This is a genomic window from Neisseria sp. P0001.S005 (genome assembly GCF_051963715.1).
Map to the genome: position 1 here is coordinate 12,569 of NZ_JBQCTZ010000001.1, position 14,393 is coordinate 26,961.

The 14,393-nt window shown below is 51.9% G+C and carries 11 protein-coding genes; 6 read left to right on the top strand and 5 right to left on the bottom strand.

Going from position 1 to position 14,393, the window contains the following annotated elements; translation table 11 throughout:
• The first annotated feature begins 75 nt into the window (after positions 1-75).
• The 4 genes from panB (at position 76) to ACTHSP_RS00110 (ending at position 5,401) form a co-directional block, all read left to right on the top strand.
• Positions 76-867 (top strand): 3-methyl-2-oxobutanoate hydroxymethyltransferase, encoded by a 792-nt coding sequence (gene panB / locus ACTHSP_RS00095; RefSeq protein ID WP_049351397.1) that lies wholly within the window; start codon positions 76-78, stop codon positions 865-867.
• A 119-nt stretch (positions 868-986) separates the two neighbouring features.
• The gene (gene panC / locus ACTHSP_RS00100) at positions 987-1,823 is read left to right on the top strand and encodes a pantoate--beta-alanine ligase (protein WP_371464466.1); all 837 of its coding nucleotides are present in this window, start codon (positions 987-989) and stop codon (positions 1,821-1,823) included.
• Between the two features lie 88 nt (positions 1,824-1,911).
• Positions 1,912-4,512: a DNA mismatch repair protein MutS gene (mutS, locus tag ACTHSP_RS00105; RefSeq protein WP_440345380.1), complete on the top strand. Its 2,601-nt coding sequence runs from the start codon at positions 1,912-1,914 to the stop codon at positions 4,510-4,512.
• 37 nt (positions 4,513-4,549) lie between these two features.
• Positions 4,550-5,401 (top strand): DUF5672 family protein, encoded by an 852-nt coding sequence (locus ACTHSP_RS00110; protein ID WP_049329715.1) that lies wholly within the window; start codon positions 4,550-4,552, stop codon positions 5,399-5,401.
• A 44-nt stretch (positions 5,402-5,445) separates the two neighbouring features.
• Here ACTHSP_RS00110 and ACTHSP_RS00115 read toward each other — a convergent pair whose 3' ends face one another.
• Positions 5,446-6,282 carry a DUF4198 domain-containing protein gene (locus ACTHSP_RS00115; protein ID WP_049351394.1) on the bottom strand — a complete coding sequence of 279 codons (837 nt, stop codon included), beginning with the start codon at positions 6,280-6,282 and terminating at the stop codon, positions 5,446-5,448.
• Between the two features lie 387 nt (positions 6,283-6,669).
• On the opposite strand from ACTHSP_RS00115, the gene ACTHSP_RS00120 reads away from it, so the two are divergent.
• Positions 6,670-7,719, top strand: coding sequence for a sulfate ABC transporter substrate-binding protein (locus ACTHSP_RS00120; protein ID WP_210398841.1), 1,050 nt, complete (start codon positions 6,670-6,672; stop codon positions 7,717-7,719).
• Positions 7,720-7,796: 77 nt separating this feature from the next.
• A complete protein-coding gene (gene dinB, locus ACTHSP_RS00125; protein WP_440345381.1) occupies positions 7,797-8,855 on the top strand; it encodes a DNA polymerase IV in 1,059 nt (352 codons plus the stop codon).
• 137 nt (positions 8,856-8,992) lie between these two features.
• Here dinB and recB read toward each other — a convergent pair whose 3' ends face one another.
• The 4 genes from recB to ACTHSP_RS00145 form a co-directional block, all read right to left on the bottom strand.
• Complete coding sequence (recB, locus tag ACTHSP_RS00130) at positions 8,993-12,649, bottom strand: exodeoxyribonuclease V subunit beta (protein WP_440345382.1); 3,657 nt, start codon at positions 12,647-12,649, stop codon at positions 8,993-8,995.
• Positions 12,650-12,793: 144 nt separating this feature from the next.
• On the bottom strand, positions 12,794-13,495 hold the full coding sequence (locus ACTHSP_RS00135; protein WP_440345383.1) for a hemagglutinin repeat-containing protein: 702 nt from the start codon (positions 13,493-13,495) through the stop codon (positions 12,794-12,796).
• A 433-nt stretch (positions 13,496-13,928) separates the two neighbouring features.
• Entirely contained in the window at positions 13,929-14,069 is a 141-nt protein-coding gene (locus ACTHSP_RS00140) for a hypothetical protein (RefSeq protein ID WP_308111178.1), read from the bottom strand.
• Positions 14,070-14,178: 109 nt separating this feature from the next.
• On the bottom strand, positions 14,179-14,391 hold the full coding sequence (locus tag ACTHSP_RS00145; protein WP_440345384.1) for a hypothetical protein: 213 nt from the start codon (positions 14,389-14,391) through the stop codon (positions 14,179-14,181).
• Positions 14,392-14,393: the final 2 nt, after the last annotated feature.

The following is a 14,393-nucleotide window of genomic DNA, read 5'->3' on the forward strand; positions in this document are numbered from 1 at the left end:
TTAAAAGCAGACCTTATAATACCGCGTTTCCATTACAACAAAGGGCTGCCCGTCGGGCGGAACACACAAAACACCATGATTACCGTAAACACTTTGCAAAAAATGAAAGCAGAGGGCGAAAAAATCGCCATGCTGACCGCTTATGAATCCAGCTTTGCCGCGCTGATGGACAATGCCGGCGTGGATGTATTGCTGGTAGGCGATTCTTTGGGCATGGCGGTGCAAGGTCGTCAGTCCACTTTGCCGGTGAGCTTGCAGGATATGTGCTACCACACTGAATGTGTGGCTCGCGGTACTAAAAATGCCATGATTGTCAGCGATTTGCCGTTTGGCGTATATCAGCAGAGCAAAGAGCAGGCATTTGCGGCAGCGGCAGAGTTGATGGCGGCCGGCGCGCATATGGTCAAGCTTGAAGGTGGTGTCTGGATGGCGGAGACCACTGAATTTCTGCAAATGCGCGGTATCCCTGTTTGCGCCCACATCGGCCTGACCCCGCAATCCGTGTTTGCATTCGGTGGCTATAAAGTTCAAGGCCGCGGCGACAAGGCAGAAGCGTTGCTCAACGATGCCAAAGCGCATGATGTGGCAGGTGCGGCAATCGTATTGATGGAATGCGTTCCTGCAGAGTTGGCGAAAAAAGTGACCGAGACAGTTTCTTGCCCAACCATCGGTATTGGAGCAGGCGTGGATTGCGACGGTCAGGTTTTGGTGATGCATGATATGCTCGGCATTTTCCCCGGTAAAACCGCCAAATTCGTGAAGAACTTTATGCAGGGCAAAGACAGCGTTCAAGCCGCGGTCAAAGCTTATGTGGACGAAGTCAAAGCAAAAACGTTCCCATCTGTCGAACATACGTTTGCCGGATAAAATAAAAACCAGGCCGTCTGAAACTTATTCCAGACGGTCTTTTTGATGAATAAAAGCGTATAATCGGCCCGTGATTTCCGTTGGTGAAACGGCGGAAAATATAAAGGATTTTTCAAACCATGCAAATCATTCATACGATTAAAGAATTGCGCGAGTGGCGCAAAACCGCCGGAAAAGTGGCATTTGTGCCGACTATGGGCAATCTGCACGAAGGCCATCTTGCGCTGGTGCGCGAAGCGAAAAAACGTGCCGATAACGTTGTGGTCAGTATTTTTGTCAACCGCCTGCAATTCGGACAAGGCGAAGATTTCGATAAATATCCGCGCACTTTGCAACAAGATGCCGACAAATTGGCAGGCGAGGGCGTTGCCGTCGTGTTCGCGCCTGATGAAAAAGAGCTGTATCCGAATGTGGAACAGCGTTTCAATGTCGAGCCTCCGCACTTGCAAAACGAATTGTGCGGCAAATTCCGTCCGGGCCATTTCCGCGGCGTGGCGACTGTTGTGACCAAGTTGTTCAACATTGTTCAACCTGATACCGCCTGCTTCGGCAAAAAAGACTATCAGCAGCTGGCGATTATCAAAGGCTTTGTTGAAGATTTGAACTTCAATATCGACATTGTTCCTGTCGACACCGGCCGCGCTTCAGACGGCCTGGCACTTTCCAGCCGCAACCAATATTTGAGCGAAGCAGAACGCGCAGAAGCGCCGCGCCTCTATCAAGAGTTGCAAAATATTGCCGCTGCCCTGAAAAACGGCAATCTGGATTACGCCCAGCTTGAAGCCGAATGTATCCGCCATTTGACCGATGCCGGCTGGGTGGTTGATTACGTTGAAATCCGCCATGCACACAGCTTGGCAGTGGCTCATGTTGGCGATAAAGAATTGGTGGTGCTTGCCGCCGCCCGTCTGGGTACAACGCGACTGATTGATAATTTGGAAGTGGCTTTGGCTTAAACCCAAGCTGCTGTTAAAGGCCGTCTGAAACCTGTTTTTCAGACGGCCTTTTGTTACAATAACGCTTTTGCGTTCCTAAGGCTTTTCCATGTCCAAACCCACCGTTTCCCCGATGATGCAGCAGTATCTAGCCATCAAATCGCAACACGCCGACAAGCTGGTGTTTTACCGTATGGGCGACTTTTACGAGTTGTTTCTGGATGATGCGGTGGAGGCGGCAAAGCTGCTGGACATCACCCTGACCACGCGCGGGCAGATGGACGGCGTACCGATTAAGATGGCGGGCGTGCCGTTTCACGCGGCGGAGCAGTATTTGGCGCGGCTGGTGAAGATGGGCAAAAGCGTGGCAGTGTGTGAGCAGATGGGCGAAGTCGGCGCGGGCAAAGGGCCGGTGGAGCGCAAAGTCGTGCGCATCGTAACGCCTGGCACGCTGACCGACGCGGCGTTTCTGGAAGACAAGGAAACCAACCGCATCGTGGCGGTGAACGCGGATAAAAAACACATCGCCATCGCGTGGGCTTCTTTGCAAAGCGGCGAATTCAAAACCAAGCTGACGACGGCGGACAAACTCGCCGACGAGCTGGCGCGTTTGCAGGCGGCGGAAATCCTGTTGCCCGAAGGCAAAAGCCTGCCTGATGGTTTTCAGACGACCTCCGCCAACATTACGCGCCTGAACTCATGGCAGTTTGCCGCCGATGCGGGCGCGAAATTGTTGACCGAATACTTCGGCTGCCAAGACCTGCACGGCTTCGGTTTGGACGGCAAGGAACACGAAGCCGCCGTCGGCGCGGCGGGCGCACTGTTGAACTACATCCGCCTGACGCAAAACCTGATGCCGCAACACTTGGACGGCATTTCGCTCGAAACCGACAGCCAATATATCGGCATGGACGCCGCCACGCGCCGCAATCTCGAAATCACGCAAACCCTCTCCGGCAAAAAATCGCCAACCCTGTTTTCCATACTCGACAGCTGCGCCACCCACATGGGCAGCCGCCTCTTGGCACTCTGGCTGCACCACCCCTTACGCAGCCGCGCCCACATCCGCGCCCGCCAAGAAGCCGTTGCCGCGCTGGGTTCGCAATACGAAGCCCTGCAAGGTCGTCTGAAAAACATCGCGGACATCGAACGCATCGCCGCCCGCATCGCCGTCGGCAACGCCCGCCCGCGCGACCTCGCAGCCCTGCGCGACAGCCTGTTTGCCCTGTCTGAAATCGAATTGTCCGCCGAGGGCAGTAGTCTCTTAGAAACCCTCAAAGCCGTTTTCCCCGAAACCCTGCCCGTCGCCGAAACCCTCAAAGCCGCTGTAATGCCCGAACCCGCCGTCTGGCTCAAAGACGGCGGCGTCATCAACCAAGGTTATTGCGCGGAACTTGACGAGTTGCGCCACATCCAAAACCACGGCGACGAATTCCTGCTCGACCTCGAAGCGCGCGAACGCGAACGCACCGGCCTTTCCACCCTCAAAGTCGAGTTCAACCGCGTCCACGGCTTCTACATCGAGCTATCCAAAGTCCAGGCCGAACAAGCCCCCGCCGACTACCAACGCCGCCAGACCCTGAAAAACGCCGAACGCTTCATCACCCCCGAACTCAAAACCTTCGAAGACAAAGTCCTGACCGCGCAAGAGCAGGCATTGGCATTGGAAAAACGCCTGTTTGAAGCCCTCCTCAAAGACATTCAGACGACCCTTCCCCAGCTTCAAAAAGCCGCCAAAGCCGCTGCCGCCCTCGACGTACTCTCCACCTTCGCCGCCACCGCCGCCGAACGCGGCTTCGTCTGCCCCGAGTTCGCCGACTACCCCGTCATCCATATCGAAAACGGCCGCCATCCCGTCGTCGAGCAACAAGTGCGCCACTTCACCGCCAACCACACCCGCCTCGACCACAAACACCGCCTCATGCTCCTGACCGGCCCCAACATGGGCGGCAAATCCACCTACATGCGCCAAGTCGCCCACATCGTCCTCATGGCGCACACCGGCAGCTTCGTCCCCGCCGATGCCGCCCAAATCGGACCCATCGACCAAATCTTCACCCGCATCGGCGCCTCCGACGACCTCGCCTCCAACCGCTCCACCTTCATGGTCGAAATGAGCGAAACCGCCTACATCCTCCACCACGCCACCGACCAATCCCTCGTCCTCATGGACGAAGTCGGACGCGGTACTTCGACTTTTGACGGCCTCGCCCTCGCGCACGCCATCGCCGAACACCTGCTGCAAAAAAACAAATCCTTCAGCCTCTTCGCCACCCACTATTTCGAGCTGACCAAACTGCCCGAAGCCCACGCAACGGCAGTCAATATGCACCTTTCCGCGCTCGAACAAGGACAAGACATCGTCTTCCTCCACCACATCGAACCCGGCCCCGCCAGCAAAAGCTACGGCATCGCCGTCGCCAAACTCGCAGGTCTGCCCAACCGCGCTTTGAAAGCGGCTCAAAAGCATTTAAACGATTTGGAAAACCAAGCCGCCGCCAACCGTCCGCAGTTGGATATTTTCAGTGCCATGTCGTCTGAAAATGGGGCTGAAGAGGAAGGGAAAGAACAAGAAGTTGAGCCTGTTGATAATTTGCAGAACAATGAATTGGCTGAAGCGTTGGCGCAAATTCAGCCCGACAACCTCACGCCGCGCGAAGCCTTGGATGCCTTGTATCGCTTGAAAGATATCTGCAATAAGGCGTCGTAAATAACTCAAAGGCCGTCTGAAACAGGGGAATATATTAATGAGTTTTACTGACATTACCGTGGTTGGTATTACCGGCGCAGATTCTTATACCGGGGGCACGATGTATGCCATTATCCGTAGCTGTGCCGAATTGCCCGGCAGCCGTGGATTGCTGATCAGCCCGAGCTGTCCGCAAGGTTTGCCGGAAAATATCCGACATCAGCCTTGCCGGAAATTCGGTTATCTGGAATACAATCTGTTTGTTTTGTACCAACTGATGTATTACATCGATACTGATTATTGTTTGATTGTTCAAAATGACGGTTGGGTGTTGAACGGTCAAAACTGGCAGGATGCCTATCGGGAATATGACTATATCGGCGCACCTTTGCCGATTTTGTTGGAAACCGAAGCCGACGGGCAGTTTTTCCTGAAGGGGACCGACCAATATTTGGCCAAACAGCATCTGATTCAGACTTCCCCGAATTTGGACGAGCCGCAGAACGGCGGTTTCAGCCTGCGCAGCAAGCGGCTTTTAACCATGCCGCGGCAACTGGGCTTAAATGTAGAAATCCGGCCGCCTTTGCCGCCGAAAGACGGAAAAATTGCCGGTATGGAATGGCTGGTGCGGCTGCACCACGAGGATATGTTTTTGACGGCGCAACACCGTTATAGATTGCAGGACTTGGGTTTGAAATTTGCGCCTCCGAATATTGCTACGCAATTTTCTTTAGAAGTACCGTTTATCAATCAAATGAGGAATGTCCCTTTAGAGCGTGTCTTTGGGGCGCACTGGATGGGAAATGTGGTCTTGACCGGCTGCAATCGTGTCCGGTTTGCCCAATTGAATGAGGATAGATTGGAAACATACTCCCGTTTTTTTAGAAATTTGGGTTATGAATGGGAATAAATTAAGGCCGTCTGAAAGTTCAGACGGCCTTTTGTTAATGGCTGTTAGTGTTGATGATGGAGGGCATGGCGTGCAGCCGCGCGTTTGGTACCGACAGGTACGATCAGCGTTGCGTAAGCGTTGTCTTGTTGACATACGCTTTTATCGCTGTAATCGGTCTCGTTTACCACTTTGATTTTCCACAAACCATCAATCAACATAATCACATTGACCACGCCGTTTTTATCGGTTTTGCCGGAGAAGCCTTGAGGCTCGCGGTGGTCGTGGGTCGATTCCAAGTCCATTTCGGCCAAAGTGTCCGAGCTGGCGGTAACGGTGGCTTTAACCAAAGGCTCGCCTTTGTACAGGACTTTGACCGGCAAAATACCGCCCGCTTTGACTTCGTTCGGATTTTTCAGCGGAACCAGTTCCAGCTCTTGGCCGATAGGGCGGGTCAATACAGCTTCATCAACTGCGCCATTGCCCACTTGGACAAAGCTTTTGCCGAACATTTGCGCCTGTTCGCAATAGGTGGCGCCGGCCAGCTGTTTCAAGTTTTGCTGTTTCCAGCCGTCTTGGTTTTTCGACCAGAAAGTCGGTTTGTAGGTTGCGCTGACCCAGTAAGAACCTTCAGGCAAAGCGGCTTTGGAAACGTATTGATAGTTTTCGCCTTTATTTACCAAATCAACGGTTTTCTTTGAGCTGCCGGTCAATTGCAGTGGTTTGAAAATATGCACGCGGTCATCGGCGATTTTTTCGACATTGGGGAAGTCATGGCTGTAACCCAAATCCGCATGCAGGATTTGGCCGGCAGGTTGATGTGTCGGTGCGGCCACCCAAACATCGTGCGCCTGCGCCACTGCGCCTAATCCCAGCAATCCTAAAAGCATCCATTGTTTCATAGTTTCTACACTCCATTTTGTTGTTGAATGAAAGGCCTTGTATTTTGGCGAGTAGAAACATTACTCTTATTTGCATTTTTTGTAAATAAAAAGGATTAGATTTTTTAATTATAAATAATTATTTATATTGGATTTTCAGACGGCCTGACGTATTGGGTCATGCTGTTTGCAACGTATGTTTATCTTGTATAAATAGCTGCTTTAATCTTTATCTGATTGATGTATATATAATTTATCGTAATGCTTATCTGTGTGGGCATTTTTTCCCGACTTCCGCACGGATTGTATATAACCAAAACTGATAAACGCGAAAGCAAACATTATTTCCAGTTTGCATCCAATCCCGATAAAGTGCTCCCATATTTTCAACAGGAGTCGACCATGAATATCCGTACGCTTTCTTTTGCCGCTTTGACCGCCGCACTGGCTTTGAGCGCGTGCTCGCCAAAAGCCGAACAATCCGCCGACAATGCTTCTCAAGCTGCCGGAGGTAAGGGAGGAGAAGTCAAATTGCTGAACGTCTCCTACGATGTCGCCCGCGATTTTTATAAAGAATACAATCCTTTATTTGTCAAAGAGTTTGCCGCAAAAAACGGCGGACAGTTGGTTGAAGTCCAACAGTCGCACGGCGGCTCCAGCAAGCAGGCTCTGGCTGTCGCTAATGGTTTGGCTGCCGATGTGGTGACCATGAACCAGACTTCCGATATCGAGCTTTTGGTGAAAAAAGGTTTGGTCAAAGCCGATTGGAACACGCGCCTGCCGGACAATGCCGTGCCGTATACCAGCAACGTCGTTTTCTTGGTACGCAAAGGTAATCCGAAACACATCCAAGACTGGGGCGATTTGGCCAAAGACGGCGTGCAAATCGTTTTGGCCAACCCGAAAACCACCGGCAACGGCCGCTACGCCTTTTTGGGTGCGTACGGTTATGGTTTGAAAGTGAATAACGGCGATGAAGGCAAAACCAAAGATTTTGTGGCTGCATTGCTGAAAAACACACCTGTGTTTGAAAACGGCGGCCGCGCGGCGACGACGACCTTCAGTCAACGCAATATCGGCGATGTCTTGGTTACCTTTGAAAATGAGGCCAACTACGTCAGCAAAAAGCTGACCCAAGACCAGTTTGAAATTGTCTACCCAAGCTACACCATTCTTTCCGAAGCGCCGGTTGCCGTCGTGGACAGCGTAGTCGATAAAAAAGGAACACGCGCCGCTGCCGAAGCCTATCTGCAAAACCTCTGGAGCGAACAGGCCCAAGAGTTGGCCGCCAATCTTTATCTGCGTCCGCGCAATGCCGAAGTATTGGCGAAACACAAAGCCGATTTCCCTGAAATTGAGACATTTAATCCGAATGAGAAATTTGGATCGTGGGAAGAAATCATGAAAAAATTCTTTGCCGACGGCGGATTATTTGACCAGCTTTCCAGTAAAAAATAAGGCTTAAACATAGAGGCCGTCTGAAACTTCAGACGGCCTTTTGTTACAATAAGCCTTTTTCTTATCCACCTTTTCCCATGTCCCAACGCAAAATCATCCATATCGATATGGACGCATTCTACGCTTCGGTAGAACTGCGCGAGCAGCCGCACCTGAAAGGGCTGCCCGTCGTTGTGGCGTGGGACGGTACGCGGTCGGTCATTTGTGCCGCTTCTTATGAAGCACGCAAATTCGGTTTGCACTCGGCCATGTCGGTGGCGACGGCGAAAAGGCTGTGTCCTCAGGCGGTGTTTGTGCCGCCGCATTTTGATTTGTACCGCCAAGTTTCGGCGCAGATTCATGCCGTGTTTCGGCGTTATACCGATTTGATCGAACCTTTGTCTTTGGATGAAGCCTATTTGGATGTTACCCGAAATTTTGAAAATATCCCGTACGCCAGCGAGGTAGCCAAACGCATTCGTGCCGAGATTTTTGAAGAAACCGGTTTGACAGCCTCCGCAGGCATCGCGCCCAATAAGTTTTTGGCAAAAATCGCGTCCGACTGGCGCAAGCCGAACGGGCAGTTTGTGCTGCCGCCGCAAAAAATCATGGTGTTTTTGGAGAGCCTGCCGTTGGGTAAGATTCCCGGTGTCGGCAAAGTCACGCTGAAAAAGATGAATACCCTCGGTATGCAGACCGCCGGCGATTTACGCCGTTTTGAGCGCGGCGAACTTTTAAACCATTTCGGCCGTTACGGCTACCGCCTTTACGATTTGGCACGCGGTATCGACGAGCGGCCGGTCAAAGCCGAACGCGAACGCCTGCAAATCTCAACCGAAATCACCTTGCCCGAAGATTTGTCTTTGGCGCAGGCTTCAAGCCATTTGCCGCATCTTGCCGAAGACCTCTGGCGGCAGATCGAACGCAAAAACGTCGAAGCCAAAGGCGTTACCCTCAAACTCAAAACCCACGATTTCCGCATTATCACGCGTTCGTTGACGTATTCTTCCGTCCTTCCCGACAGCGCCTCGCTGCTTCAGGCGGTGCATACTTTGCTGCAACGCATACCGCCGCAACGCGAAGACGCCTTCCGCCTGATCGGTATCGGAGTGAGTCATTTGTTGCCGAAAAACCAGCAGCAGACGCTTTGGTTATAAAGAAATAGAAAAGCATGTTTTCCGTTTGAAGATAGGGCGCAGGACAATATTGTTCCATAACCATATCGGCAGCCGTTTAAACAGGCCGTCTGAAAACGTTTCAGACGGCCTTTTTGACGGTTTAACAAAATGATTTATCAAGAATTTGTTTTTCGTTCAACGAAAGTGGAAAGCAGGGCGGTATCGATGTCCCATTTCCAAATGCCTCGTTCCGAGCTGTCCATGCCGCGTAGGAAGAGGTAGCGGATGGCGATTTTGGTCAACGGCTTGCCGCGCAGGGCATAGTAGCGCGCAATGGCAACGGCGTAGATCAGGGCTTGCAGGTAGTAGTGATGATGCGCCACGGCTTCGTTCATCGCTTGTTGCGTGTACGCGCTTGTATCGTTGCCCAAATGGTTGGATTTGTAGTCGATTAAAACGACATTGCCGTCTGAATCTTGACAAACCATATCGATAAAGCCGTTTAAATAGCCTTGCAAATCATGGAAATCAAGCAGTTGCGCGGCTTGGACGCATTCGGTCGGCAGGTTTGCTTCGCTTGAGGCAAACCAACGGCGCAAGTTGTCCAGTTTGAAATCGTCCATGTACAGGGTAAACCCCATTTCGGGCAGGCGTCGGGTTGGCGGAATCTGCGACAGGCTCTCGCCGATTAAAGGCGTAAGGCGGCAGGTGTCGAGCATGGCGCTTACCGTCGGCAGCCATTTTTCTTCAAAGCTGTGGCGTTGCAAAACTTCGGCAATCATTTCGGATTGGCTCTCGGCAGAGGCGGCGAAGTCGAGTTTTTCCAACATTTCATGCAAACATACACCGGCATTGGTGCCGCGGGGAAAATGGTGGATGTCGAGGCCGTCTGAAAGCGGGGACGGCAGGTTTTCAAACGGCATGGCACGGTCTGCGCTTTCTGCCGGATCGATGGCAGGTTGCAAAGGCTCGTGTTGTTCGTCGGTTGACTTGGTGTGCCTGCTCAAACCGGTAAAGCTGGTGTGGCGGATAAAGTCAAAATCGCGGCGTTTAATGCTATGAGCGCTAAAAGCTTGGTCTTGCTGACGGCTGTATTGGTAGACGGTTTCCAGCGGGGCTTCTTCCGTGAAGGAAAACTCCGTATTTTCAGGTGCGTTTGTGATAAAGCGTTGCCAGTTGAGCTTGAGCATTTCCACAACATCTGTCGTGCTTTTATAGCTTTGGCTGACACTTTCGCGGTCGGCATCCGGCAAACCTTCGAGCAGATAGGCAAAAGGATTGTTTGGCGTACAGTTTTTGTTGGCGGCGGCGTAGATGTTGAGCTGTTCTTCGGCGCGGGTAAGGGCGACATAGAGCAGGCGTAAATCTTCTGCCGTCTTTTCATCGGTAAGGTGGCTTAGTTCTGCTTCCGAGGTTTGCGATGTTGCCAGCAGCTCAGTTTCATGGTTTTCGGTATGCAGGATTTTCCAGTTTTCTTTGGAATTGTCTTTGGTATCCCATGCGAAGGGGCAGTACACCAAAGGATATTGCAAACCTTTCGACGCGTGCATGGTAACGATTTTGACCAGTTTTTCGTCGCTTTCAAGACGGATGGTTTGTGCGTCTGACGGGAAATGGCCGCTGCGCGCACGGCTGATTTGTTCGTTCAGCCATTTATGTAGGGCGGCAGGGTTACGGCTTTGGCTGTCTTCTTCGGCCAAAAGCTCCAGAATTTGGTAGTAGTTGGTCAGGCTACGCTCGTTGCCACCTTTGAGCAGGCGTGTTTCGATATCATGTAGGGCGGCAAACTGCTGCACGGCGGCAAAAATGCCGCCTTTCCGCCATTTTTCCATGGCTTCGGCAGACGACTCCAGCCATTTCAGCAGCTGGTGTTCGTTGTGGTTGAGTTCGTAAATTTCTTTAGCGGTATAGCCGAACAAAACGCCGGTCAAGACAAAGCGCAGCCAGTCGGTTTGCCTTGGGTTGAGCCAAAAGCCGATCAGCGCGGACAGCGAGTCGGCCTCGGCAGAATCGAAAACGGACTGGCGCGACAGCAACACGCTTTGGATACGGCGCTGTTTCAGTTTTCCGGCAATCATCGCCGCTTCGTTGTTGGTGCGCACCAAGACGGCAATATCGCCGGATTCCAGCGCGCGGCCTTTGAAGTTCAGACGGCCTTCGGCTGCTTCATTGAGCGCAAAGGCAATTTCATCGGCGCAATATTCGGCGGCACGGCCACGCAAAATATCTTTACCGGTTTGGTCGTCCGTATTGAGCCAGCGCACTTGGATGGCGGGGCGGTGTGGCGACAGCCGGCTTTCGGCACGGCTGGCGGAGACATCGCTGTAATCGATGTTTTCCAACACAAAGGGATGTTTTTTTTGTTTGAACAAGGCACTGATGCCGTTAATCAGCTTGGCATGGCTGCGGTAGTTGACGGCGAGGGTGTAATGCCTGTCCGCATCTTGCGCGGCTTGCAGATAGGCGTAAATGTCCGCACCGCGAAAGCTGTAAATAGCCTGCTTGGGGTCGCCAACGAGAAACAGCGGGCAGCCTTGTTCGATAAAAATTTGGCGGAAAATTTCGTATTGCAACGGGTCGGTATCTTGGAATTCGTCAATCAGCGCGATTTCCCAGTTTGCCGCCGCCGCTTTTGCCAATGCGTTGCCGTGTTCATTGGTAGTCAATGCCTGATGGACATCCAGCAGCAAATCGTCAAACACGCGCTCGCGGCGTGATTTTTTTTGTTCGGCAATAGATTGGTTGATGTAGGAAAGGAGGTCAAGTTGCAGGCAGATGAAGACCGCTTCTTCCGCGCTTTCCATTGCCTGCAAATCACGGCCCAGATTGGCTAAGACTTGCAGCTGAATAATTTCCGGCGCATCGGCATCGGCTTTATATTCTTTTTTCAGTTTGCTGTTGAGTGTATCGATACTGAAATGGTTTAGTTTTCCTAGCGTTTGTTTGCTCAGGCGGGGTAGGCGGCTGGATTCGGCGTTTGTTTTTAAATCGGTAAAAACATTTTCAAAGGTATTTCTTTTGTAGGTCTGGCCATTAAGTTTGGGAAAGATTGCCCAAAACGCTTTTTCCAAGTCTTCCAACTGGCCGCAAACTTTTTGCCATGTTTCTTGAAGGTTGGCTTGGGCTTCTTTCAAACTGCCTTCAGGCCGTCTGAATTTCAGATAGGGGCGGCCGGTATAGCTTTTGATTTCGGCAAGCATTTCTTCAGGCGTGCATTTCCGGTCAAAAACCAATTGTGCCAATGTGGCATTGGTTGCCACTTTCTGCCGCCAAAAATCCTGCGCAGGAATCAGCAGCCTCTCGCGCGAGTCATCCGACAGCTCGACATCCAAAGGTGCGCCGCACAAAAACGCGTAATCGCGCAAGACGCGCTGACAGAAGCCGTGGATGGTGTAAATCGATGCGTTGTCAAACTGGCTCAGCGCGGCTTTGAGGCGGAGAATCAGGCGATGGCAGCTTTCCTGTCCGTCTTGCTCACCTAAAGCCAAAGGAATCAAACGATTGAGAAAGTCATCGGGAGATTTTTTCTCTTTTTCGTAATATGTGTTCAGGCCGTCTGAAATATGTTCCGGCTCGCCGCCCAAGGTTTGAATTTCGTTCAAAACCTGCAACACTTCGTCCAAACGCGCGCGCAAACGGGTTTTCAGTTCTGCCGTCGCCGCTTTAGTAAAGGTAACGACCAAAATTTTCTCGATGTCTTTTTTTTCTAAAACAATCAGTCGGGTAAAGAGTGCGGCAATGCCGTAGGTTTTACCCGTACCGGCAGAAGCTTCGATGAGGTTGGTGCCGTCGATGGAAAGTGTGAGCGCGTCAAAAGGAAGGGCGGAAGACATGGTTGGAACGGAATAATATTAGCGAGGCATTATCATAACAGAGATAGTGTGTTGTTTTGCATTGATGATAGAAATGCCGTCTGAAAACTTTCTGTTTTCAGACGGCATGTCTTAAGGGCTATTAAATGACTTCAATAGCGCATCTTAGTAGCGCAAACGGCGTTTGGCGTAGCTTGGTTGGCGAGGACGATAGGTATAACGGTTCGCCGCAGGAGCTTTACTGTCGTCATAGTAGTACGCAACATTATTACCGTTAATGGTCGTATTGTTGACGCTCAAACCGGTTGGAGAGCCGGTAGTAATAACAACATTGTCGTTTTGGATGGTGTTTGCCGTATTGGTTACGTTGGCTTCGTTTTTACCTTTGGCGTTGATGCCGCCGTCAGGTTTGCCTGAAGCGTAGCTGCCGTTGACATTGACGGTCAGGTTTTTTTCGTTAACGCTGCTGATTGCGCCGGAAGTATTGACTTTGTTGCCTTCTACTTCAACGGAGTTGTTGGATACCAGGTTGGTACCGTGCAGGTTGACGTCACCGTTGTTGGCATTGATTTTAATGTCATTGCCAGCCGCTACATTCGCGCCTGTGGCGGTAGAAGAAGCGTTATCGGTTTTGTTGACGCCGACAGAGCCATTGACGTGAGGAACGGCAACACCGGTTTCAACATTGATTGTCGTACCAGCGCCGATACCGACATTAACGGCTGTACCTTGGTTGGAGGCAGTATTGGCTGACTCGGTGAAGGTTACGCCGTTGCCTGCGGTAATGTTGACGTTGTTGTTGGCAGTAATGTTGGATGCGATTTCAGCAGAGTCTTTGGCGTTGATGACAACATTGGTCGCATTCATATCGCCTTTGACGGCGGTAGATTCTTTTTTGTTTTCATCAGCGTAGTTGACGTTCAGGTTGGCATTTACATCAACGTTTGAACCGTCTTTGGTGTATCGATGAGTTTGATACCGGCTTTGGCAGTCACGCTGCCGTTTTCTTTATTGGTTTCGGTGTCAGAGTAGCCTTTAATGGAATACTCGTTGACCTGTTTGTTTTCTACTGCTTTGCCGCTTGTCGACAGAACTTATAAATCAGGTGGTCGTCGTAGCTCGAATTGCAGTTGATGGTGCTGCTCACAGTAAAGGTTTGGCTGTCTGCAAAACACTCCCAGCCGGGCAGGTGCAGTTCGGCCACGAGGTCGAGATAGGCGGGCAGTTCGCTGCGGGTGTTCCCGCACCTGCCGCGTCGCCGTCTCATCTTTCTTATTCCCCGCCTGCGTGGCGGGATTTTTCATGCCTGCCTTTTTAGGACGGACACGATGGTGGCAAGGTCATTGGGCGACCAGCGCCAGCAGTCGGGCAGCCCCAATGCGGCGGCGTACCACTCGGAGCAAAACCACTTGTCGCCGCGTTGGCGGGTTTTGAATACCACGCCGACGGCACCGAACTAGTCGTAGGGCTGGCTGACGGTATTGCGGTATAGGCGGTCGAGCTGGCCGTGCTCATTGATGCTGTCGGGCAACGTGATTAGATCCCACTTATCAGCGGGCAGCAGCATCGTTTTGGCGCGCACGCCGCCGTCGCGCACGGAAGATGAAATACAGTCGTACCCGCCGCCTTCGACTAGGCCGTAGGCTGTATTGGTCACGAGTGAGAATGCGGGTCAGCCAGTCGGTGGCTCGAGCACACCATACGCGCCAGCCGGAGCCGCCCCGATGGCCTTTATAGAGAGCTAGGTAGTATCGTGGTTTCATGA

Bases quoted from the DNA above. Each gene is read 5' to 3' on its own strand.
- panB (WP_049351397.1), top strand. From the start codon at position 76: ATGATTACCGTAAACACTTTGCAAAAAATGAAAGCAGAGGGCGAAAAA.
- ACTHSP_RS00135 (WP_440345383.1), bottom strand. From the start codon at position 13,495: ATGAATGCGACCAATGTTGTCATCAACGCCAAAGACTCTGCTGAAATC.
- ACTHSP_RS00115 (WP_049351394.1), bottom strand. From the start codon at position 6,282: ATGAAACAATGGATGCTTTTAGGATTGCTGGGATTAGGCGCAGTGGCG.
- mutS (WP_440345380.1), top strand. From the start codon at position 1,912: ATGTCCAAACCCACCGTTTCCCCGATGATGCAGCAGTATCTAGCCATC.
- ACTHSP_RS00145 (WP_440345384.1), bottom strand. From the start codon at position 14,391: ATGAAACCACGATACTACCTAGCTCTCTATAAAGGCCATCGGGGCGGC.
- dinB (WP_440345381.1), top strand. From the start codon at position 7,797: ATGTCCCAACGCAAAATCATCCATATCGATATGGACGCATTCTACGCT.
- recB (WP_440345382.1), bottom strand. From the start codon at position 12,649: ATGTCTTCCGCCCTTCCTTTTGACGCGCTCACACTTTCCATCGACGGC.
- panC (WP_371464466.1), top strand. From the start codon at position 987: ATGCAAATCATTCATACGATTAAAGAATTGCGCGAGTGGCGCAAAACC.
- ACTHSP_RS00110 (WP_049329715.1), top strand. From the start codon at position 4,550: ATGAGTTTTACTGACATTACCGTGGTTGGTATTACCGGCGCAGATTCT.